The organism is Hansschlegelia plantiphila (genome assembly GCF_027922265.1).
GTDB classification, from domain to species: Bacteria; Pseudomonadota; Alphaproteobacteria; order Rhizobiales; family Methylopilaceae; genus Methylopila; species Methylopila plantiphila.
Map to the genome: position 1 here is coordinate 81,575 of NZ_BSFI01000022.1, position 21,872 is coordinate 103,446.

The following is a 21,872-nucleotide window of genomic DNA, read 5'->3' on the forward strand; positions in this document are numbered from 1 at the left end:
GGTGGGGGCGCTTGACTCGATGGGATGGTCGTGGAACAAAACAGGAACATTATATGTGGGAGAGTTCCATGGCCGAAATTCGTGTGTTGCGTTCGCTGGCGATCGGGTGCCTGGAGCTGGGGTCGGTCGCAGTTTTCATCGGCGCGCTCTGGGTGTGGGCCGCTGCGCTCTCGATGGCCTGACGCTTTCCTGTGGAGAGGCGCGCTGGACGTCTCCGGCGCGCGGAGGCCAGGCTAAGCTGGCGCCGAGGCAGGAGAAGGCGATGAACGACGGACTGAAGGCCGATCCAGGCTTCGTGCATCTCAATGTGCGCTCCTCCTTCTCGCTGCTCGAAGGCGCGCTGACGATCGCCAAGCTCGCCTCGGCCTCGAAGGCCGACGGACGGCCTGCGATCGCGCTCACCGACGATAATCTGTTCGGCGCGCTAGAATTCTCCGAAAAGCTGTCGGGCTCGGGGGTCCAGCCCATCGTCGGCCTCACGCTCGCGATCGACTTCAAGGACCGGGAGCAACGCACGGGTCGGCCGGCCCGCGACCCGCGCCGACCCTCGATCGTTCTGTTGGCGAGGTCCGAGACCGGCTATCGCAACCTGATGGCGCTGAGCAGCCGCGCCTTTCTCGACGGCGACCCCGACGGCTCGCCGCACGCGACGCTCGCGATGCTCGACGGACGCTGCGACGGGCTCATCGCCCTGACCGGGGGCCCCGAGGGGCCGATCGACGGGGCCTTCGCCGACGGGACGGACGACATCGCCGCGGCCCGGCTCGGCCGCCTCGCGGACCTGTTCGGCGACGCGCTCTACGTCGAGCTGCAGCGGCATGACGTGGCGCGCGAAAAGGCGGTGGAGGGCGCGCTCGTCGGCCTCGCCTATGACCGCGGCCTTCCGATCGTCGCGACCAACGGCGCGCGGTTTGCGGAGCGCGGGGATTACGAGGCGCATGACGCCTTGATCTGTCTCGCCGACGGCCGATTCCTCGCCGAGAGCGACCGCCGCCAGATGACGCCGGAGCATTATCTGAAGACCGGCGCCGAGATGGCGGCGCTGTTCGCCGACCTTCCGGAGGCGCTTGAGAACACCGTCGAGATCGCGCGGCGCAGCGCATACCGGCCGCGCACCGCAAAGCCGATCCTGCCGCGCTTCACGGTGGGCGCAGGCTCCGGAGACGACAGCGCGGAGGAGGCGTTCGAGCTGCGCCGGCAGGCGATGGCCGGTCTCGAGGCCCGTCTTGCGGCGCACGGGCCGGCGCCCGGCCTCGACGTCGCGACCTATACGGACCGGCTGGAGTTCGAGCTCGGCGTGATCGAGCGGATGAAATACCCCGGTTACTTCCTGATCGTCGCCGACTTCATCAAGTGGGCGAAGGCTCAAGGGATTCCCGTCGGTCCGGGCCGCGGCTCGGGCGCAGGTTCGCTCGTCGCATACGCGCTCACTGTCACCGACCTCGACCCGCTGCGCTTCGGCCTGCTGTTCGAGCGCTTCCTCAACCCCGAGCGCGTGTCGATGCCGGACTTCGACATCGACTTCTGCCAGGACCGCCGCGAGGAGGTGATCCGCTATGTCCAGCGGCGCTACGGCGAAGATCGCGTGGCTCAGATCATCACCTTCGGCACGCTCCAGGCCCGCGGCGTGATGCGCGACGTCGGCCGTGTGCTCGAAATGCCCTACGGGCAGATCGACAAGCTCTGCAAACTCGTGCCGCAGAATCCGGCCAATCCCGTGACGCTGAAGCAGGCGGTGGGCGACGAGCCCAAGCTCGCCGAAGCGCGCGCTGGCGATCCCGCCGTCAGCCGCATGCTCGACATCGCGCTCAAGCTGGAGGGCCTCTACCGCCACGCCTCGACCCACGCGGCCGGAATCGTCATCGGCGACAGGCCTCTGATGGAGCTGGTGCCGCTCTATCGGGACCCCCGCTCGGAGATGCCGGTCACGCAGTTCAACATGAAGTGGGTCGAGCCGGCGGGCCTCGTGAAGTTCGACTTTCTCGGCCTCAAGACGCTGACCACGCTGACCGGCGCGGTCGCGCTGCTGAAGAAGCGGGGAATCACGCTCGATCTCGAGAGCATCCCGATCGACGACAAGGCCACCTACGACATGCTGGCGCGCGGCGAGACGGTCGGCGTGTTCCAGCTGGAAAGCGCAGGCATGCGGCGCGCGCTCGCCGACATGAAGCCCGACCGCTTCGAGGACATCATCGCGCTGGTCGCGCTCTATCGGCCAGGCCCGATGGCGAACATTCCGACCTATTGCGCGCGGAAGCACGGGCACGAGAAGTCCGAATACCTGCACCCGAAGCTGGAGCCGATCCTCTCCGAGACCTTCGGGGTCGTGATCTACCAGGAGCAGGTGATGCAGGTCGCCCAGACGCTCGCCGGCTATTCGCTAGGCGAAGCCGATCTGCTGCGGCGGGCGATGGGCAAGAAGATCCGCTCCGAGATGGACGCCCAGCGCGAGCGTTTCGTCTCCGGCGCGGTCGAGCGGGGAATCGGCAAGGCGGATTCCGCGACGATCTTCGAACTGCTCGCGAAGTTCGCCGACTACGGCTTCAACAAGAGCCACGCGGCGGCCTATGCGCTCGTCGCCTACCAGACCGCCTATCTCAAGGCGAACTATCCGGTGGAGTTCCTCGCGGCTTCGATGACGCTCGACATGGGGTCGACCGACAAGCTCGCCGAATTCCGTCAGGAGGCGATGCGCCTCGGCATCGCCGTCAAACCGCCATGCGTGAACCGGTCGAGCGTCAGCTTCGACGTGGAGGAGGGGGCGATCCTCTACGCGCTCGCGGCGCTCAAGGGCGTCGGGGGGCAGGCTGTCGAAGGCGTGGTCGCCAGCAGGCGCGAGCGGCCGTTCAAGGATCTGCGCGATTTCGCAAGGCGTCTCGACGTCAAGGCGCTGCCGCGGCGCGCGCTCGAGAGCCTCGTCCAGGCCGGAGCGCTCGACGCGCTGGAGCCGGAGCGGGCGAGGGCGCTCGCAAGCGTCGACGCGGTCATGGCGATCGCCTCGCGGACCAAGGGGGACGAGGCGGTCGGCCAGTTCGGATTCTTCGAGGCGGTGGAGGAGCCGATCCGAGCGCAGCCGCACGAGCCCTGGCCTGCGGGCGAGCGGCTGAAGCGCGAATACGAGGCGGTCGGCTTCTTCCTCTCCGGCCATCCGCTCGACGATTATCGCGATCTGCTCGAAAAGCTGCGCGTGCGGCGCTACGCGGAGTTCGCGGCGGCGGCGAAGGCCGGCGCCACCGCAGGGCGGCTCGCAGCGACCGTGCTCACCCGGCAGGAGCGCAAGACCAAGAGCGGCAACCGGATGGGCATCTTGACCCTGTCGGACCCGACGGGGCACTACGAGGCGATCATCTTCTCCGAGGGCCTCGCCAGCTATCGCGATCTTCTGGAGCCGAACACCCCGGTCATCGTGACGGTGGCGGCCGCGATGGAGGGCGAGGAGCTTCGCATCCGCATCGAGCATGTCGAGCCGCTCGATAAGGCGGCCGAGAAGATGCAGCGCTCGGTTCGCATCTTCATGCGGGCGCCGGAAGCGTTCGAGGCGGTGTCTCGGCGGCTCGAGTCGGGTGACGGCGAGGTTTCGGTCGTCCTCATGCTCGACGAGGAGGAGACGGAGGTCGAGATCAGGCTGCCGGGCCGGTACCGGGTGTCGCCGCAAATCGCCGGCGCGTTGAAGACCGCGCCGGGGGTGGTGGCCGTCGAGGCGGCCTGAATGGCGGACGAAAGGCGCTTTGGCGCCCGCGACGGCGTCGCGCTGCTTGCCTTTGTAGCGGCTCTTCGCCTATAAGCCGCGCCATCCCACACGCGGGTTAGCGGCGATAACCAAGCCGTTCCGGCGCCGGGCTCGGTTGGCGAGCTCCGGTGAGCGCCCGCGAAGGTCAACCGGAGAATACCGAAATGGCGCTTCCCGATTTCACCATGCGTCAGCTTCTTGAGGCTGGCGTGCACTTCGGCCATCAGGCCCACCGCTGGAACCCGAAGATGGGCTCGTACATCTTCGGCGCCCGCAACAACATCCACATCATCGATCTCGCGCAGACCGTGCCGCTGCTGCACCGCGCCCTCCAGGCGGTGAGCGACGTCGTCGCCGGCGGCGGCCGCGTGCTGATCGTGGGCACCAAGCGCCAGGCCGCCGGCGTCGTCGCCGACTCGGCGCGCCGCTCCGCGCAGTATTTCGTGAACTCCCGTTGGCTCGGCGGCATGCTGACCAACTGGAAGACCATTTCCGGCTCGATCCAGCGCCTGCGCAAGCTCGAGGAGATGCTCGCCGGCGAGGCGGCTCACGGCTTCACCAAGAAGGAGCGGCTGACGCTGTCGCGCGAGCGCGACAAGCTCGAAAAGACGCTCGGCGGCATCAAGGACATGGGCGGCCTGCCGAACCTGATCTTCGTGATCGACACGAACAAGGAGCAGATCGCCGTCAAGGAGGCGCAGCGCCTCGGCATTCCGGTGGCCGCGATCCTCGACACCAACTCCGATCCGGACGGCATCACCTATCCGATCCCCGGCAATGACGACGCTGGCCGGGCGCTCGCGCTTTATGGCGATCTGATCGCTCGCGCCGCGATCGACGGCATCGGCCGCGGTCAGGGCGACGTCGGCGTCGATCTCGGCGCCCAGGAAGAGCCTGCGATCGAGGAGCCGGCGGTGGCCGAGATCGTCGGCACCGAAGTGCCGGAGGACAAATACGAGCTGCTCGCCGCTCCCCGCGGCGCGCCCGACGACCTGTCGAAGCTCACGGGCGTCGGCCCGCAGCTCGAGCAGAAGCTGAACGAGTACGGCATTTACCACTACTGGCAGATCTCGGCGATGAGCGCCGACGACGTCGCCAAGGCGGACGCCGACATGAAGCTCAACGGCCGGTTCGATCGCGAGGGCTGGGTCGCTCAGGCGCGCGAGCATCTCGCTGGCCTCGCGGCCTGACGCATCGATCGGCGGGCCTTGCGCGGCGTGACGCGCGGGCCCTAACGGCATTCGTCGCCTCGAGGGGCGACGCGAGTTCAGAGGAAGACATGGCGAACATCACCGCGGCCATGGTGAAGGAGCTTCGCGAGAAGACCGGCGCCGGCATGATGGATTGCAAGAACGCGCTCGGCGAGGTCGAGGGCGACATCGAGGCGGCGGTCGATTGGCTCCGCAAGAAGGGTCTCGCCAAGGCCGCCAAGAAGGCCGGCCGCGTCGCCGCCGAAGGTTTGGTGGCGCTCGCCGTCGACGGGACCAGGAGCGTCGCCGTCGAGGTGAACTCCGAGACCGATTTTGTCGCGCGCAATCCCGAATTCCAGGAGATGGTGGCGACGATTTCGACCGTCGCGCTCTCGGTCGGCGGCGACGACGTGGCTGCGATCGAGGCGGCCGCCTATCCCGGCGGCGGCTCTGTCGCGGACAAGATCCAGGCGACCGTCGCGAAGATCGGCGAGAACATGACGCTCCGCCGCGCGGCGCCGCTGTCGGTGTCGAAGGGCGTCATCGGCGCCTATGTCCATGGTCAGGTCGCGCCGAACCTCGGCAAGATCGCGGTGCTGGTCGGACTGGAGTCCGAAGGCAAGGCCGAGCCGCTGCTGGCGCTTGGCAAGCAGATCGCGATGCATGTCGCGGCGACCAACCCGCAGGGTCTCGACGCGGCCTCGATCGATCCTGCGATCGTCGAGCGTGAACGGGAAGTGCTCGCCGCCAAGGCGCGCGAGGGCGGCAAGCCCGAGGCTGTGATCCAGAAGATCGTCGAGAGCGGCATCAAGACCTACTACAAGGAAGCGACGCTGCTCGAGCAGCCCTTCGTCCATGACGGCTCCAAGACCGTGGCTCAGGCGGTGAAGGCCGCCGAGGCCGAGGTCGGCGCGGCCATCAAGGTGACGGGCTTCGTCCGTCTGGCGCTCGGCGAGGGCGTCGAGAAGGAAGAGAACGACTTCGCCGCCGAAGTCGCGGCCGCAGCCAAGCAAGGCTGACGATGACGAGCTCCGGAACCATGGCGACGCCGCTGTATTCCCGCGTTCTCGTCAAGGTTTCGGGCGAGGCCCTGATGGGGCCCTCCGCTTACGGCCTTCACCAGCAAACGGTCGACCGCATTGCGGCCGACCTCGCCGCGGCCCACGAACTCGGCGTCGAGCTCGCGGTCGTAGTCGGCGGCGGCAATATCTTCCGTGGCGTCCAGGTCTCGACCCAGGGCGTCGACCGGGCGACCGGCGACTATATGGGCATGCTCGCGACCGTGATGAACGCGCTCGCGCTCGCCGCAGCGATCACGCGGCAGGGCGCGCAGGTGCGGGTTCTGTCGGCGCTCGACATGCCGGCCGTCTGCGAGACCTATACGAGGCCTCGCGCGCTCGCTCATCTGGAGCGGGGCCGCGTCGTCGTGTTCGCGGCCGGCACCGGCAACCCGTTCTTCACCACCGACACCGCGGCGGCGCTGCGCGCGATCGAGATGGGCTGCGGCGCGCTTCTGAAGGCCACCCAGGTCGACGGCATCTACACCGCCGATCCGAAGACCGATCCGACCGCCACCCGTTTCGATCGCGTGACGCATGACGAGGTGATGCAGCGCGATCTCAAGGTCATGGACGCCGCGGCCTTCGCGCTTGCCCGCGAGAACGCACTTCCGGTAATCGTCTTCTCCATTCACGAGCCCGGGTCGATCCCGGCGGTCATCTGCGGCGGAGGACGCGCGACGACCGTGGCGAGCTGAAGAGGCGAGAAGACCGCCCTCGGGCCAAACGCAGGAACAGCCGATCCCATGTCCGCAGCTTCGCTCGATCTGGATGACATCAAACGTCGGATGCAGGGCGCGGTCGCGTCTCTGAAGACCGATCTCGCGGGCCTTCGCACCGGCCGCGCGTCGGCGAACCTGCTCGATCCCGTCACCGTCACCGCCTATGGCGCCGAGATGCCGCTGAACCAGGTCGCGACCGTCAGCGTGCCGGAATCGCGCATGCTGAGCGTTCAGGTCTGGGACCGCAGCATGGTCGGCGCGGTGGAGAAGGCGATCCGGGAGGCCAATCTCGGCCTCAACCCGATCACCGAAGGCCAGTTGATGCGGATTCCCCTGCCCGAGCTCAACGCCGACCGGCGCAAGGAGCTCGTCAAGGTCGCCCACAAATACGCCGAGGCGGCGCGGGTCGCCGCGCGTCACGTCAGGCGCGACGGGCTCGACCTGCTGAAGAAGCTCGAGAAGGACGGCGAGGTCAGCAAGGACGATCACGACCGCCTGGCCGATCAGGTCCAGAAGGCGACCGACGCGACGGTGAGCGAGATCGACCAGGCGGTCGCCGCCAAGGAAAAGGATATCCTGCAGGTGTGATATCCTCCGGCCAGGTCGACTCGCGGTCTTGCGGGCGGCGTGGCTTGGAGAGCGACCGGCTGTCCAGCCCGCGCCGGCTCGAAAGCCGGCGTTCAGGAATGATCGAGGCCCGCTAAGGAGCGGGTCGGCTTTTGAGCACTCTCGCCCGGGCGCCTCATCCATGCCGTCGACGAACGCGACACGACTGACGGACGGCGCCGTCGGAGGCGCCGGCGAAGGCGCGCCTCCGCGACACGTCGCGATCATCATGGACGGCAATGGCCGCTGGGCCGCCGCGCGCGGGCTGCCGCGGCTCGAGGGGCACCGGCGGGGAATGGAGGCTCTGCGGCGCGCCGTGAAGGCCGCCTACGAGCTCGGGGTGCGGTACCTCACTCTGTACAGCTTCTCGGCCGAGAATTGGTCGCGCCCGGCCGAGGAGGTCTCGGATCTTCTCAACCTGCTGCGCATCTTCATCCGCCGCGACCTCTCCGAGCTTCACCGTGAGAACGTCCGCGTCCGCGTGATCGGCGAGCGCGCCGGGCTGCCGCGCGACATCGCCGCGTTGCTCGTGGAGGCCGAGACGCTGACCATGGCGAACACCGGCCTCACGCTCGTCGTTGCGTTCAACTATGGCGGCCGCCAGGAGATCGTCTCCGCGGTGCGCCGGATCGTCGAGGCCGCGCAGGCCGGCAAGATCACGGCGCAGGACGTCGACGCCGCCCTGGTCGCCGACCATCTCGACACCGCCGACATCCCGGACCCCGACCTCGTGATCCGCACCAGCGGGGAGCTTCGGCTGTCGAATTTTCTTCTTTGGCAAAGCGCCTATGCGGAGTTCGTATTCCTGCCGCTTCACTGGCCCGACTTCGACCGGAGCGCTTTCGAAGAGGCGATCGCGAGCTTCCGTGCGCGGCAGCGGCGCTATGGCGGTCTGACGGCCCGGGCGGGCGCGTGACGGACATCCGTCCGACCCCGGGAGCGGCCGCCGAGCTTCGCCGCCGCGTCGTGTCCGGTGTGGTCATGATCGCCGCCGCTCTGCTGGCGGCGTTGCTCGGCGGGCTTGTCTTCGCGGTCTTCTGGACGGCGGCAGGGATCGCGGTCGGCGTTGAATGGGCGTGGCTCGCAGCCTCCGAGCCGCGGGCGCGACGCTGGTCCGCCCGCCTCGTCGCGGTCACGCTCGGCGCGGCGGGCGCGCTTGTCGCCCTGTCCTCGATTCTCTCGATCGATCCCTGGGTGGTGGTCGCCGTGCTTTGCTTCGGAGCGGCCGCCGCGGCGATCGCCGCATATCCTGCCTGGGTCGCAGTTTTTGGCGCGCCTTACGGCGCGGCGGTTTTCATTGGCGCGATCGTCCTGCGCCGCGACCCCGCCGACGGCCTGCTCGCAGTGTTCTGGCTGTTCGCCGTGGTCTGGGCGACCGACATCGTCGCCTATTTCACCGGCAGGGCCCTCGGGGGGCCGAAGCTCGCGCCGCGAATCTCTCCCAACAAGACCTGGTCCGGCGCCTTCGGGGGCGCCCTCGCGGGAACGGCTGCGGGAACTGCGGTCGCGGCCTGCGGCGGCGTCGCGGCGCTACTGCCGGTCGCCATCGTTTCGCTCGCGGCATCCGTGGCGTCGGAATTCGGCGACCTGTTCGAATCCGGCGCCAAGCGCGCCTTCGGGGCCAAGGATTCGAGCCAGCTTATCCCGGGCCACGGCGGGCTGATGGATCGGCTCGACGGCTTTCTGGTCGCGGCGACGCTGGCGGCGATCATCGGGCTGACGCGCGGCGGTTTCGACGCGGCGGGGCAGGGCCTTCTGAGATGGTGACGGCCGCTGCGCCCAGGCGCCGCGTCTCGCTGCTCGGCGCCACCGGCTCCGTCGGCCGGGCGACCGTCGACCTCATCGAGCGCCACGCCGACCTGTTCGACGTCGAGGCGGTGGTGGGCGGCGGCGACGCCGATGCGCTCGCCGGGATCGCAGTTCGGCTCGGAGCGCGGGTGGCTGTCGTCGCCGACGCGGCGAAGGGCGGCGCGTTGGCTCGGGCGCTCGAAGGATCGGGCGTGGAAGCCGCGGCGGGGCCAAGCGCCGTGATCGACGCGGCGTCGCGTCCCGTCGACTGGACAATGGCCGCGATCTCGGGCGCGGCCGGCCTGTCGCCGACGATCGCGGCCGTCCGCCGCGGCGGCGTCATCGCGCTCGCGAACAAGGAATGCCTGGTCTGCGCGGGCGTGGCCTTCATGAGAGAGGTCGCCCGCGCCGGCGCGACGCTTCTGCCGGTGGACTCCGAACACAACGCGCTGCTTCAGGCGCTCGGGGGGCAGGGACTCGACGCGGTCGAGACGATGACGCTGACCGCGTCGGGCGGTCCGTTCCGCAGCTGGAGCGCGGAGCGGATCGCGGCGGCGCGGCCCGAGGACGCGCTCAAGCACCCGACGTGGTCGATGGGCGCGAAGATCACGATCGATTCGGCGACATTGATGAACAAGGGCCTCGAACTAATTGAAGCCCATCACCTTTTTGCAATAGGGCAAAACCGGTTCGACGTCGTGGTGCATCCGCAGTCCGTGATCCACGGTCTTGTCACGTTCCGGGACGGCGCCGTGACGGCGGGACTCGCGTCGCCCGACATGCGCGTCCCGATCGCCCACACGCTCGGCTTTCCGAAGCGAATCTCGACGCCCGCCGCTCGGCTCGATCTGGCGCGCATCGGCGCCCTCACCTTCGAGGCCCCGGATCTCCAGCGGTTTCCCGCGCTCCGGCTCGCCCGTGAGGCGCTCGCCGCGGGCGATGGGGCGGCGACGGTGCTGAACGCCGCGAACGAGGTCGCGGTCGCGCTCTTCCTGTCTCGCCGCATCGGTTTCGGGGACATCCCGGCGATCGTGGCCGAAACGCTCGACCGGGCCGAGGCGATCGGGCTGTCGCGCGCTCCGGCGACCGTCGAGGATGCGCTGGCGCTCGATTCGGAGGCCCGCGCGATCGCCTCTGAGCGCTTGCCAGAGGCCGAGTTCCGGGCGCACTAACGGCGCTGGCGAACGCCGCCCGCCTCTGCCGGGCGGGACGAACCGGGCTGGATCGAGGGCATGATGTCGTTTCTGAACGAGATGGTCGGCGCAGGGTCCGCGACGCTTGGCTACCTCCTGCCGTTCCTGTTCGTGCTCACGCTGGTGATCTTTTTTCACGAGCTCGGACATTTCCTGGTCGCGCGCTGGACGGGCGTGAAGGTGCTCGCCTTTTCGCTCGGCTTCGGTCCCGAATTGTTCGGCTTCGACGACAGACGCGGCACGCGCTGGCGGATCGCGGCGATTCCGCTCGGCGGCTATGTGCGCTTCGCCGGAGACGAGAACGCCGCAAGCGCCCCCGACGTCGACGCGCTCGAACGGATGGGGCCGGAGGAGCGCCGCGGCAGCTTCTTCTTCGCGCCGCTGCCGAGCCGGGCCGCGATCGTCGCGGCTGGCCCGATCGCCAATTTTCTGCTGGCCATCGTGATCTTCGCCGGCATCTTCCTGATCGCGGGCCGTCCGGTGACCGACGCCATGGTCGATGAGGTCGAGCCTGGCAGCGCGGCGGCGGCCGCCGGATTCGCGCCGGGCGACCTCGTCCTCGCGATCGACGGCGAGAAGATCGCCTCGTTCGGCGACATGCAGAGAATCGTCGAGACCAGCGCCGACCGGACGCTGCGCGTGACGGTCGAGCGCGCAGGGACGCAGCTCGATCTCCAGGCGACGCCGAAACTGAAGGAGATTTCAGACGGCTTCGGCAACAAGCTCAAGATCGGTCTGCTCGGCATCAAGCGCTCGACCAACGCCCAGAACGTCAGGGTCCAGCATTACGGCCCCCTCCAGGCGATCGGGGCGGGCGCGCAGGAGACCTGGTTCCAGGTCGCGCGCACAGCGAACTATCTCGGCCGCATGGTGGTGGGGCGGGAATCGACCGACCAGATCGGCGGCCCGATTCGGATCGCGAAAACCTCGGGCGATTTCGCCACCCTCGGCTTCGTCGCCCTCCTGAACCTCGCCGCGATTCTGTCGGTCTCGATCGGCCTGCTCAACCTGGTGCCGATTCCGATGCTCGACGGCGGCCATCTTCTTTTTTACGCGATCGAAGCGCTCCGGGGCCGGCCGCTCGGCGCCCGCGTCCAGGAGATGGGCATGCGGATCGGTCTGGCTCTTGTGCTTGCGCTGATGATCTTCGCCACCTGGAACGACATCATTCATCTTTCGGCGCTAGGCTGAATTTTCGGTGGCGTTGCCTCGCCGCAACGGCGGGCCCCAAACGTCTCGTGTGCGTTGAGTAGCGAGTTTGCACGTGGCTGAAACTTCTATAGAAGCGGACGGGGTCGCCCCGCGGCGTCACACCGTTCTGAACGGTTGCGGGAGCGCGATATACGGCACGGGGGTCCGTCAGCCCATGAAGCGTATGGTTAGAGTATTCGGGCGGCTTGCCCTTGCCTCATCGGTGGCCGCGCAGGCCCTCGTCGCGGGCGCCGGGGTCAGCGTCCTCGGCGTGGCGGAAGCGAACGCCCAGAGCGCGAGCAACATTTCCGTCCGCGGCAACCAGCGCGTCGATGCGGAGACTGTTCGCTCCTACTTCACCGGCCGCGGTCCGTTGACCCAGCCCGTGATCGACGAGGGCATCCGGGGGCTCTACGCCTCGGGGCTGTTCTCCGACGTGCGCGTCACCCGTTCCGGCGGCGGCATCGTGGTGTCCGTCAGCGAAAACCAGGTGATCAATCGAGTGGCCTTCGAGGGCAACTCGAAGGTCAAGGACGCTGTGCTGACCGCGGAGGTCCAGTCCAAGTCGCGCGGGCCGTTCAATCCGGCGGTCGTGCAGTCGGACGCCCAGCGCATCACCGAAATCTATCGCCGCTCCGGCCGCTACGAGGCGACCGTCACGCCGAAGACGATCAACCAGCCGAACGGCCGCGTCGACCTCGTGTTCGAGATCAACGAGGGCGACAAGACCAAGATCCAGGCGATCACCTTCGAGGGCAACGAAGCCTTCGGAGACGGCACGCTGCGCGACCAGATGACGACCACCGAGTCGAACTGGCTGAGCTGGATCAAGACGTCCGACGTCTATGACCCGGATCGGGTCAACGCCGACCTCGAACTCCTTCGCAAATTCTACCTCAACCATGGTTACGCCGACTTCCGCGTGATTTCGGCGAACGCCGATCTCGACAAGACGACGAACGCCTTCACGCTGAAGATCGCCGTCGAGGAAGGCCAGCAGTACCGGTTCGGCGCGATCAACGTGGAGTCGAACGTTCCCGAGATCGACGGCGCCACGCTGAAGAGCAAGATCGTCTCCTCCGCCGGCTCGATCTACAGCGCCCAGGACGTCGACAAATCCGTCGAGGCGATGTCGCTCGAACTCGCCGCCCGCGGCTACGCCTTCGCCCAGGTCCGTCCCCGCGGCGACCGCAACCTCTCGGAGCGCACGATCGGGCTCACCTACGTCGTGGAGGAGGGCGCCCGGGTCTATGTCGAGCGCATCAACATCCGCGGCAACACCCGTACGCGCGACTACGTCGTTCGCCGCGAATTCGATATCGGCGAAGGCGACGCCTACAACCAGATCTTCATCGACCGCGCGGAGCGGCGCATCAAGGCGCTGGGCTTCTTCAAGACGGTCAAGATCACGACCGAGCCCGGCTCGTCGCCGGATCGCGTCATCGTCAACGTGGACGTCGAGGATCAGCCCACCGGCGAGTTCTCGGTCGCCGGCGGCTACTCGACCTCGGACGGCATCATCGGCGAAGTGGCGCTCGGCGAGCGCAACTTCCTCGGCCGCGGACAGTATGCGCGCATCGCCGCGCAGTTCGGCCAGAACGCGTCGGGCTTCGACTTCTCCTTCACCGAGCCGTACTTCCTCGGCTACCGCGTCTCGGCGGGCTTCGACGCCTATGTGAAGCGCCGCGACGACACCGACTACACGTCCTACAAGGTCGACACCTATGGCGGCGGCATCCGCTTCGGGTTCCCGGTCTCGGAAGAGTTCACGATCGGCACCCGCTACCAGCTCTATCAGCAGGATCTGAAGATCCCGGGCCGGTATCGTGACATCTACAACAAGAACGGCAACGTGAACGAAGACCGTGCGTCGGCGGCGATCTTCGAAGCCGAAGGCAAGACGATCACGTCGCTCGCCGGTCTTTCGCTGATCTACAACACGCTCGACAACCCGGCTGATCCGACGCTCGGCTTCTACGCCGAACTGAAGGGCGACGTGGCCGGTCTCGGCGGTGACGCGAAATACGTCCGCGCCACATTCGATGGACGCTACTATCACCCGCTGGTGCTCGATAACGTCATCGGCATGCTCCGCGTTCAGGGCGGCCACGTGAAGGCGTTCGGGAGCGACGACCTCCGCGTGCTGGATCACTTCCCCGGCGGCCCGGATCTCGTTCGCGGTTTCGAGCCCCAGGGCTTTGGCCCGCGCGACGTTCGCTCGAGATATGCGAACGGCAGCATCAACCCGTTCAAGGGCAGCCCGAACGACGATCCGCTGGGCGGCACGACATATTTCGGCGCATCCGCAGAGGCCCAGTTCCCGATCTTCGGTCTTCCGAAGGAAATCGGGCTCAAGGGCGCTGTCTTCGCCGACGCAGGCACGGTGTTCAACTACGAGGGCATCCGGAGCATCAGCGGCGTACGCAACGGGGACGGCGCGCCCGGGAATCTTGCCGGCGGGACTAGCAAGATCGAGGTCAACGCCATGGACAGCAAGAAAATCCGGTCCTCGGTCGGCGCCTCGCTCCTCTGGAATTCGCCGCTCGGACCGATCCGCTTCGACTTCGCCAAGGTTCTCACCAAGGAGAAGTACGACGAGACCCAGTTCTTCCGGTTCTCCGGCGGAACTCGCTTCTGAAGCAGGCCGTCTAACGTCCTGGATCGATTGCATAAACGGGCGGCGGAATCATCCGCCGCCCGTTTCGCATTGAGGGCGCGAAGCCCGGCGGAGGCTATGATCGAACCGCGTTTCTTCGTCAGCCCGGAGCCGCTCGACATCGACCGACTGCTTGAGCTGACCGGCGCGACGGCGGCCGGCCGCGACGGCGCCGGCCTCGCCATCCGCGGCGTTTCGTCGATCGAACGCGCCGGCCCGTCGGACCTCTCTTTGGTCATCGACGGCGCGCCGCCGGTGACGCTCGGCGAAAGCCGCGCCGGGGCGCTGCTTCTATCTCCCGAACACGCCGGCCATGCGCCCGCGGGCGCGGTCGCGCTGGTGACGGCCGATCCGCTCGGGGCCTTTGCGCGCGTCGCCGCGGCGCTCTATCCGGCTGCGGCCCGTCCGCAGGCTATTTTCGGTCCAGGCGTCGCGCCCGGCGCCGTCGTCCACCCCGAGGCGCGGCTCGAGCCCGACGTCTCGGTCGATCCGGGCGCCGTGATTGGCCCGCGCGCCGAAATCGGCCGGGGCGCGGTCATCTGCGCCAATGCGGTGATCGGCGCCGACGTCAGGCTCGGACGCGGGGCTGCAGTCGGCCCCGGCGCCTCGATCGTCCATGCGCTGATCGGCGATCGCGTGACCATTCAGCAGGGCGTCCGGATCGGGCAGGGCGGCCTCAGCCTGCTGCGGCCGCACGAGCGCCTGCCCACGGCGCCGCAGATCGGGCGAGCGATCGTGCAGGACGACGTCGAGATCGGCGCCAACGCCACAATCGACCGCGGATCGGATCGCGACACTGTGATCGGCGAAGCCGCAAAGATCGACAACCTCGTCCATATCGGACAAAACGTCGTCATCGGTCGCCATTGCGTGATCTTCGCTGACGCAGTCATCGAGGAAGGCGCGCGACTGAAGGACTATTCGGTGCTCGGCCGGTCCGACGGTCGGTCGGCCGCGGTAATGTCAGCCCCGGGCGTGAGACGCGCCCCGAGCGCCTGAGCGGCCGCCACAGAGCGGCCCATGGCGCGCGCGCCCCAGGAAGATTGCAGCATGAATGACCTGACGCCCCTCACCACGCCCACCACCACGTTGGGCGCGGCCGATATCATGACGATCCTGTCCTACCTGCCGCACCGTTATCCCTTCCTGCTGGTGGACCGCATCATCAACATCGACGGCGACCGGTCGGGCGTCGGGATCAAGAACGTCACGTTCAACGAGCCGCACTTCCAGGGGCACTTCCCCGGCGCTCCGGTGATGCCGGGCGTCCTGCTGGTGGAGGGCATGGCCCAGACGGCGGGTGCGATCTGCGTGGCGTCGCGCACCAATCCGAACGCGCCGCGGATCGTCTATTTCATGACGATCGACAAGGTGAAGTTCCGCAAGCCGGTCGTCCCCGGCGACGTGGTCGAGTACCACATGACCCGGCTGCGCAACCGCGCCAGCATGTGGTGGTTCCGGGGCGAGGCGAAGGTCGCCGGCGCGCTGGTCTGCGAGGCCGAGATCTCGGCCATGCTGGTCGACAAATAACGGCGTTTCTCTGCGCGCTCTTTAGGTCGGATGCGGGCGGCCGCCGCCCGCATCCGACCTGCGGTCAGCGCCGCTGGCCGATGTGGATGTATTCGCGCTCGGGGGCGCCGGTGTAGAGCTGGCGGGGACGGCCGATCTTCTGCGACGGGTCCTCGACCATCTCCTTCCACTGCGCGATCCAGCCGACGGTGCGCGCGAGAGCGAACAGCACCGTGAACATCTCGGTCGGGAAGCCCATCGCCTTCAGCGTGATGCCCGAATAGAAGTCGATGTTCGGATAGAGCTTCTTCTCGATGAAGTAGTCGTCCTTGAGCGCGATCTTCTCGAGCTCCATCGCGACGTCGAGCAGCGGGTCGTCCTGGATGCCGAGTTCGCCGAGGACCTCGTGGCAGGTCTTCTGCATGATCTTGGCGCGCGGGTCGTAGTTTTTATAGACCCGGTGGCCGAAGCCCATCAGCCGGAACGGATCGTTCTTGTCCTTCGCCTTCTTGACGTAGGCGTCGACCTTGTCGGGCGTTCCGATCTCGGCGAGCATCTTCAGCGCCGCCTCGTTCGCGCCCCCGTGGGCGGGTCCCCAGAGGCAGGCGATGCCCGCCGCGATACAGGCGAAGGGATTGGCGCCAGACGAGCCGGCGAGCCGCACCGTAGAGGTCGAGGCGTTCTGCTCGTGGTCGGCGTGCAGGATGAAGATGCGGTCCATGGCGCGCGACAGCACCGGGTTGACCTTGTACTCCTCGCACGGCACGGCGAAGCACATGTTCAGGAAGTTCGCCGAGAAATCGAGCGAGTTCTGCGGGTAGATGAACGGCTGGCCGATCGAATATTTGTAGGCCATGGCGGCGAGCGTCGGGGTCTTCGCGACCATGCGGATCGACGCGATCAGCCGCTGCTCGGGGTCCGTGATGTCGGTCGAGTCGTGATAGAAGGCCGACAGCGCGCCGACGACGCCGCACATCACCGCCATCGGGTGCGCGTCGCGGCGGAAGCCGCTGTAGAAGCGCGACATCTGCTCGTGCACCATGGTGTGGCGCGTGACCTGATGGTCGAAATCGGCCTTCTGCGCCGACGTCGGCAGCTCTCCGAACAGCAGGAGGTAGCAGGTCTCGAGGAAGTCGCCGTTCTCCGCGAGCTGGTCGATCGGGTAGCCGCGGTAGAGAAGGACGCCCTCGTCGCCGTCGATGTACGTGATCTTCGACTCGCAGCTCGCGGTCGAGGTGAAGCCGGGGTCGTAGGTGAACAGGCCGGTGTTCTTGTAAAGGGTCTGGACGTCGAGCACCGAGGGGCCGACGGAGCCATGGCGGATCGCGAGATCGAGGTCCGCGCCTCCTACGCTGAGCCGTCCGACGTTCGGATCATCCTGCTGGATCTTGGCCGTGCTGGTCGTCATGCGCCATGCCCCTTCTGCTGGAAACAGCCTCGTCGCGCCGCGTAGGAGATATGGTCCTTTGGCTCTGGGGCGAGCAGCGGGACGCAGACCGGCGCGGTGGGCGCGGTTCCGCTTTTGTTGCAGTGCGAATTAGCGCTGTCAAACGACCGCGCAAGGGAGCGCTTCAGCCGGCGGCCGGGGCGGGCGTCTGATCCGCGATACGCCCGATGCTCTCCTCGCGGCCAAGCGCCACGAGAACGTCGAAGATGCCAGGAGACGTCTTCCGGCCGGTCAGGGCGACCCGGAGCGGCTGGGCGACGGCCCCCAGCTTGACGCCAGATTCGTCCGCGACGCTCCGCACGATCTCCTCGGCGCCCGCCGCGGTCCACGGATCAAGCGCAGCCAGACGCGACCCGAGGGTCGCCAGCAGAGCGCGGGCCTCGGGAGTGAGCAGAGCCTGCGCCGCGGGCTCGACGGCCAGCGGCCGCTCGTCAAGCAGGAACCGGGCGCCGTCGAGCAGCTCGACCAGCGTCTTCGCGCGTTCTTTGAGACCGGGCAGCGCGCTCTCGAGCGCCGGCCAGCGGCCGGTCGCCTCCAGACGCTCCGCAGCGGCCGGGCCGCCCGGAAGATAGGGCAGCGCCTGCCGCAAGGCCGCCATCAGCTCGTGGTCGGGCGTGGCGCGCATGTAGTGACCGTTGAGATTCTGCAGCTTGGCCTCATCGAAGCGCGCCGCGGAACGCCCGACGTCGCCGATCTTGAACCACTCGATCGCCTGCTCGCTCGAAAAGATCTCGTCGTCGCCGTGGCTCCAGCCCAGGCGGGCGAGATAGTTGCGCAGCGCCGCCGGCAGGTAGCCCATCTCGCGATAGGCCTCGACGCCGAGGGCGCCATGGCGCTTGGAGAGCTTGGCGCCGTCGGGACCGTGGATCAGCGGGATGTGCGCCATCTTCGGCACGACCCAGCCGAGCGCCTGGTAGATCTGCGTCTGGCGGGCGGCGTTGGTGAGATGGTCGACGCCGCGCACCACGTGGGTGACGTCCATGTCGTGATCGTCGACGACGACGGCGAGCATGTAGGTCGGCGTGCCGTCCGAGCGCAGCAGCACGAGATCGTCGAGATCCTTGTTCGGAATCACGACGCGGCCCTGAACGAGATCGTCGACGACCGTCTCGCCCTCGGTCGGCGCCTTCAGTCGGATGGCGGGCGAGCGGTCCGTCGGGCGCTCGCTCTCCGGGCGGTCGCGCCAGCGGCCGTCATAGCGCGGCGGCCGGCCCTCGGCCTGCGCGGTCGATCGCATCTCCTCGAGCTCGGCCTGGGTGGCGTAGCAGGGGTAGGCGCGGCCGCTGGCGAGCATCTGGTCCACCACCTGCCGGTGGCGGTCGGCGCGCGCGAACTGAAAGACGGCGTCGCCGTCCCAGTCCAGTCCGAGCCACTTCAGCCCGTCGAGAATGGCGTCGATCGCGGCGTCCGTGGAGCGCGCCCGGTCGGTGTCCTCGATCCTCAGCAGCATCTTGCCGCCGAGGCTGCGCGCGAGCAGCCAGTTGAACAGGGCCGTGCGCGCGCCGCCGATGTGCAGGAAGCCGGTCGGCGAAGGCGCGAAGCGGGTGACGACGGTCTCGGTCACGGGCGTTCAGTCTCTTGGGAAATCGGGGAAGGCGGCGTTCGGCTCGACGACGCGGCGCGTGGGTGTAGCATGCGGGGCCAAGCGGGGGGAAGGCGCGCTCATGGCCGGGACGCCGGAGCAGCAGCGGAGAAGGCGCGCGCAGGCCGCGGCCTTGCCCGACGACGCGCGCGTGGCGGACGGCGGCGCGGGATCTTGGACCGCCCTGGTCTTCGGTTGGCTGAGCGCGCGTCTTGCCGAGGAGGCGGAGGCTGGTCGCTTCGCGCTTTGGCTCCCGGTCGCCTTCGGCGTGGGCGTCGCGACCTATTTCGCGGCTTCACGCGAGCCTGCGCTCTGGGCGGCGACAGCGCTGGCGATCGGGGCGGGCGCACTGAGCCTGCTCGCGCGCCGGCGCTTCATCGTGGCGTGGCTGGCGCTTGCGCTGCTGTTCGGAGCGGCGGGCTTTCTGTCGGGCAAGCTTGCGACGATCCGGATGGGCTCGCCGGCGCTTGCGGCTCCGCTGCGCGCCGAAGCGGTCGGGCGCGTCGTCACGATCGAGCCGCGAGCGCGCGGCTGGCGGCGCGTCACGATCGACCTGGAGCGCCTGGGTTCGCTCCCTGTCGAACGCCGTCCGGCGAAGGCTCGCATCACGATCGGCTTCAAACCGCCGATCACGGTTGGCGACCGCATCTCGCTCGCCGCGTATTGGCGCCCGCCGGAGGGTCCGGTGCGGCCCGGCGGCTACGACTTCGCCCGCGTCGCCTTCTTCCAGGGCGTCGGCGCGACGGGGCTTGGGGCGAGCGATATCAAGGCGCACGGTCCCGACGTCGACATGGGCCTCCGGGCGTCGATGTCCGCTGCCCTGGAGCGCCTTCGCGCCTCCCTCACGGAACGGATTACGACCGCCATAGGGGGTCCCGAGGGCGCGGTCGCGGCGGCGCTCGTCACCGGCGTGCAGGGCCCGATCCCGCAGGACGTGCAGGACGACCTGCGGGGCGCGGGGCTCAGCCACATCCTGTCGATCTCCGGTCTTCACATGGCGCTGGTCGCGGGCACGATGTTCTGGCTGGCGCGGGCGCTTCTCGCGCTGTCGTCCCGCGCCGCCCTGAACTGGCCGGTCAAGCAGATCGCCGCCGCCGTCGCGCTCGCCGGAGCGACGTTCTACCTCGCGCTGTCCGGCGCGGAGGTCGCGACCCAGCGATCCTATGTGATGATCGCGATCGCCTTCCTCGCCGTGATGATCAACCGGCCGGCGCTCGCGCCGAGGAACTTCGCGCTCGCCGCCCTCATCGTGCTGGCGCTGACGCCGGAGGCGATGTTGGGTCCGAGCTTCCAGATGTCGTTCGCAGCGGTCGCCGGCCTCGTCGCATGGTTCGAGACGCGGCGCGATCGCGAGCCTGCGCCGCCGCCGCCAAACGCCGTGGCGCGCGTAAGACGCAAAATCGCGACCGCCGTCACGCTCGCTCTGATGACGACGCTGGTCGCGGGCCTCGCGACCGCGCCGTTCGCCGCCTATCATTTCCACCGGGTCACGCCCTATGCGATCGCAGGCAACGCGCTGGCGGAGCCGATCATGGCGCTCGTCGTCATGCCGTCGGTGCTTGGCGGACTGCTGTTTGCGCCGCTCGGCCTCGACGGGATCTTCTGGCGGGCGATGGGGGGCGGCCTGCGTGCGGTGCTTGCGATCTCTCACACCGTCGCCTCCTGGCCGGGCTCCGAGCGCAACGTGACGGCGTTCGGCGAAACGTCGCTCGCGCTGTTCGCTCTCGGCATCGCCTGGCTGTGCCTTTGGAGAACCAAGCTCCGCTGGGCGGCCTTGCCGGCGTTGGCCGCGGCCCTCGGTCTCGCTGCGTGGCCGTCGCGTCCGGATGTCGTCATCGACCCGTCCGGCCGGTTTGCGGCGGTGCGATCGCCGACCGGCGAACTGGCGCTCCTCGGCGCGGGACAGCCGGGCGGAAGCTTCGCGGCGAAGGTGTGGTTCGCGGCCGACGCCGCCGAGCCCCCGGTCAAAGGCGCGCTGAGCGACGTGCGCTGCGACGCATACGGCTGCACGGCTCCGCTGATCGGCGGCGGGATCGTCGCCCTGTCGTGGGACGCCCGCGCGCTGGAGGAGGACTGCAAGCGCGCCGTGCTCGTCGTCACGCGGCTCGATCCGCCGGAGGCCTGCTCGGAGACCACGGCCGTGGTCGGCCGCCGCGCGCTCGCCGCCACCGGCGCGCTCAGCCTCTCGCGCGACGGACCCTCGTTCAGCGCGACCGCCGCGCGCGATCCCGGCGGTCTTCGGCCATGGACTGGACCGCCAAACGCGATCGCCCCGCCCGAACAAGCGCTAAGACTGACGTTCAGTCCACGCCTGAGGCAAGCCTCGGCCGATGCGCAGCAGCCGGTCGATCCGACTGATCCGGACGACGAACCCGGCGTCGAGGATCAGTAGCGGCGGATCAGCCCGACGAGACGACCCTGGATCGCCACGCGATCCGGGCCGAAGATGCGGGTCTCATAGGCCGGATTAGCGGCCTCGAGCGCGACGGAGGCGCCGCGCTTGCGCAGCCGCTTCAACGTCGCCTCCTCCTCGTCGACAAGCGCCACGACGATGTCGCCGCTGTCGGCCGTGTCCTGGCGGCGGATCAGCACGAGATCGCCGTCGAGGATGCCGGCCTCGATCATCGAGTCGCCTCGAACCTCCAGCGCGAAGTGCTCTCCGGTCGACAGGATGTCCGGGGAGACCGCGATCGAGTGGCTCCGGGTCTGGATCGCCGAGATCGGCACGCCGGCGGCGATCCGGCCCATCACCGGCACCATCACCGAGCGATTCTCGTCCTCGTCGTCGCGTCCGCTTACGGGCCGCACTCGTCCGAGGCTGCCTTCGATCACGTTCGGCGCGAACCGGCCGGTGGGGCGCGTCACCGGCGGCGCCGCGGCCTCAGGCATCTTGACGACCTCCAGCGCTCGGGCCCGGTTCGGCAGGCGCCGGATGAAGCCGCGCTCCTCGAGCGCCATGATCAGACGGTGGACTCCCGACTTGGATTGAAGGCCCAGAGCGTCCTTCATCTCCTCGAAGGAAGGCGGAACGCCGCTCTCCTTCAGCCGCTCATGAATGAAGCGCAGGAGCTCATACTGCTTGCGGGTCAACATGGCCGGGTCCGCGCTGAATCAAAACAAATCATGAACATACGTGTAGCTGTTCTAGATGTGTTCCGCAACAGTTAACGTCCGGTCAACGCCGCGCGCGAAGCTGCAAA

General features: G+C 68.3%; 16 protein-coding genes. 13 read left to right on the top strand and 3 right to left on the bottom strand.

The features are described 5' to 3' along the window. Nucleotides 1-262: 262 nt before the first annotated feature. From dnaE to fabZ, 12 genes are all read left to right on the top strand, one after another. On the top strand, nucleotides 263-3,709 hold the full coding sequence (gene dnaE, locus PKE75_RS15940; protein ID WP_271169731.1) for a DNA polymerase III subunit alpha: 3,447 nt from the start codon (nucleotides 263-265) through the stop codon (nucleotides 3,707-3,709). Between the two features lie 185 nt (nucleotides 3,710-3,894). Then, entirely contained in the window at nucleotides 3,895-4,920 is a 1,026-nt protein-coding gene (locus PKE75_RS15945) for a 30S ribosomal protein S2 (RefSeq protein ID WP_271169732.1), read from the top strand. 89 nt (nucleotides 4,921-5,009) lie between these two features. After that, on the top strand, nucleotides 5,010-5,939 hold the full coding sequence (gene tsf, locus PKE75_RS15950; RefSeq protein ID WP_271169733.1) for a translation elongation factor Ts: 930 nt from the start codon (nucleotides 5,010-5,012) through the stop codon (nucleotides 5,937-5,939). A gap of 20 nt (nucleotides 5,940-5,959) precedes the next feature. Further along, nucleotides 5,960-6,676 carry a UMP kinase gene (gene pyrH, locus PKE75_RS15955; protein WP_271169734.1) on the top strand — a complete coding sequence of 239 codons (717 nt, stop codon included), beginning with the start codon at nucleotides 5,960-5,962 and terminating at the stop codon, nucleotides 6,674-6,676. A 48-nt stretch (nucleotides 6,677-6,724) separates the two neighbouring features. After that, nucleotides 6,725-7,288, top strand: coding sequence for a ribosome recycling factor (frr, locus tag PKE75_RS15960; protein WP_271169735.1), 564 nt, complete (start codon nucleotides 6,725-6,727; stop codon nucleotides 7,286-7,288). Between the two features lie 160 nt (nucleotides 7,289-7,448). Next, nucleotides 7,449-8,222 carry an isoprenyl transferase gene (locus PKE75_RS15965; RefSeq protein WP_271169736.1) on the top strand — a complete coding sequence of 258 codons (774 nt, stop codon included), beginning with the start codon at nucleotides 7,449-7,451 and terminating at the stop codon, nucleotides 8,220-8,222. Next, complete coding sequence (locus PKE75_RS15970; protein WP_271169737.1) at nucleotides 8,219-9,073, top strand: phosphatidate cytidylyltransferase; 855 nt, start codon at nucleotides 8,219-8,221, stop codon at nucleotides 9,071-9,073. Before PKE75_RS15965 ends, PKE75_RS15970 begins: the two co-directional genes overlap by 4 nt. Beyond that, a complete protein-coding gene (gene dxr, locus PKE75_RS15975; RefSeq protein ID WP_271169738.1) occupies nucleotides 9,067-10,266 on the top strand; it encodes a 1-deoxy-D-xylulose-5-phosphate reductoisomerase in 1,200 nt (399 codons plus the stop codon). The genes PKE75_RS15970 and dxr overlap by 7 nt, the downstream gene beginning before the upstream one ends. A 63-nt stretch (nucleotides 10,267-10,329) precedes the next feature. Next, the gene (gene rseP, locus PKE75_RS15980; RefSeq protein WP_271169858.1) at nucleotides 10,330-11,478 is read left to right on the top strand and encodes an RIP metalloprotease RseP; all 1,149 of its coding nucleotides are present in this window, start codon (nucleotides 10,330-10,332) and stop codon (nucleotides 11,476-11,478) included. 184 nt (nucleotides 11,479-11,662) lie between these two features. Beyond that, nucleotides 11,663-14,116 (top strand): outer membrane protein assembly factor BamA, encoded by a 2,454-nt coding sequence (gene bamA / locus PKE75_RS15985; protein ID WP_271169859.1) that lies wholly within the window; start codon nucleotides 11,663-11,665, stop codon nucleotides 14,114-14,116. Between the two features lie 96 nt (nucleotides 14,117-14,212). After that, nucleotides 14,213-15,133: a UDP-3-O-(3-hydroxymyristoyl)glucosamine N-acyltransferase gene (locus PKE75_RS15990; RefSeq protein WP_271169739.1), complete on the top strand. Its 921-nt coding sequence runs from the start codon at nucleotides 14,213-14,215 to the stop codon at nucleotides 15,131-15,133. Between the two features lie 51 nt (nucleotides 15,134-15,184). After that, entirely contained in the window at nucleotides 15,185-15,664 is a 480-nt protein-coding gene (gene fabZ, locus PKE75_RS15995) for a 3-hydroxyacyl-ACP dehydratase FabZ (protein WP_271169740.1), read from the top strand. A 64-nt stretch (nucleotides 15,665-15,728) separates the two neighbouring features. On the opposite strand, the gene gltA is transcribed toward fabZ, so the two are convergent. Beyond that, nucleotides 15,729-17,051 carry a citrate synthase gene (gltA, locus tag PKE75_RS16000; RefSeq protein ID WP_271169741.1) on the bottom strand — a complete coding sequence of 441 codons (1,323 nt, stop codon included), beginning with the start codon at nucleotides 17,049-17,051 and terminating at the stop codon, nucleotides 15,729-15,731. 163 nt (nucleotides 17,052-17,214) lie between these two features. After that, nucleotides 17,215-18,654: a glutamate--tRNA ligase gene (gene gltX / locus PKE75_RS16005; protein ID WP_271169742.1), complete on the bottom strand. Its 1,440-nt coding sequence runs from the start codon at nucleotides 18,652-18,654 to the stop codon at nucleotides 17,215-17,217. Between the two features lie 100 nt (nucleotides 18,655-18,754). On the opposite strand from gltX, the gene PKE75_RS16010 reads away from it, so the two are divergent. Further along, nucleotides 18,755-21,064 carry a ComEC/Rec2 family competence protein gene (locus tag PKE75_RS16010; RefSeq protein ID WP_271169743.1) on the top strand — a complete coding sequence of 770 codons (2,310 nt, stop codon included), beginning with the start codon at nucleotides 18,755-18,757 and terminating at the stop codon, nucleotides 21,062-21,064. Here the strand turns inward: PKE75_RS16010 and lexA are convergent. Beyond that, on the bottom strand, nucleotides 21,058-21,765 hold the full coding sequence (gene lexA, locus PKE75_RS16015) for a transcriptional repressor LexA (RefSeq protein ID WP_271169744.1): 708 nt from the start codon (nucleotides 21,763-21,765) through the stop codon (nucleotides 21,058-21,060). The genes PKE75_RS16010 and lexA overlap by 7 nt on opposite strands. Between the last annotated feature and the right edge of the window lie 107 nt (nucleotides 21,766-21,872).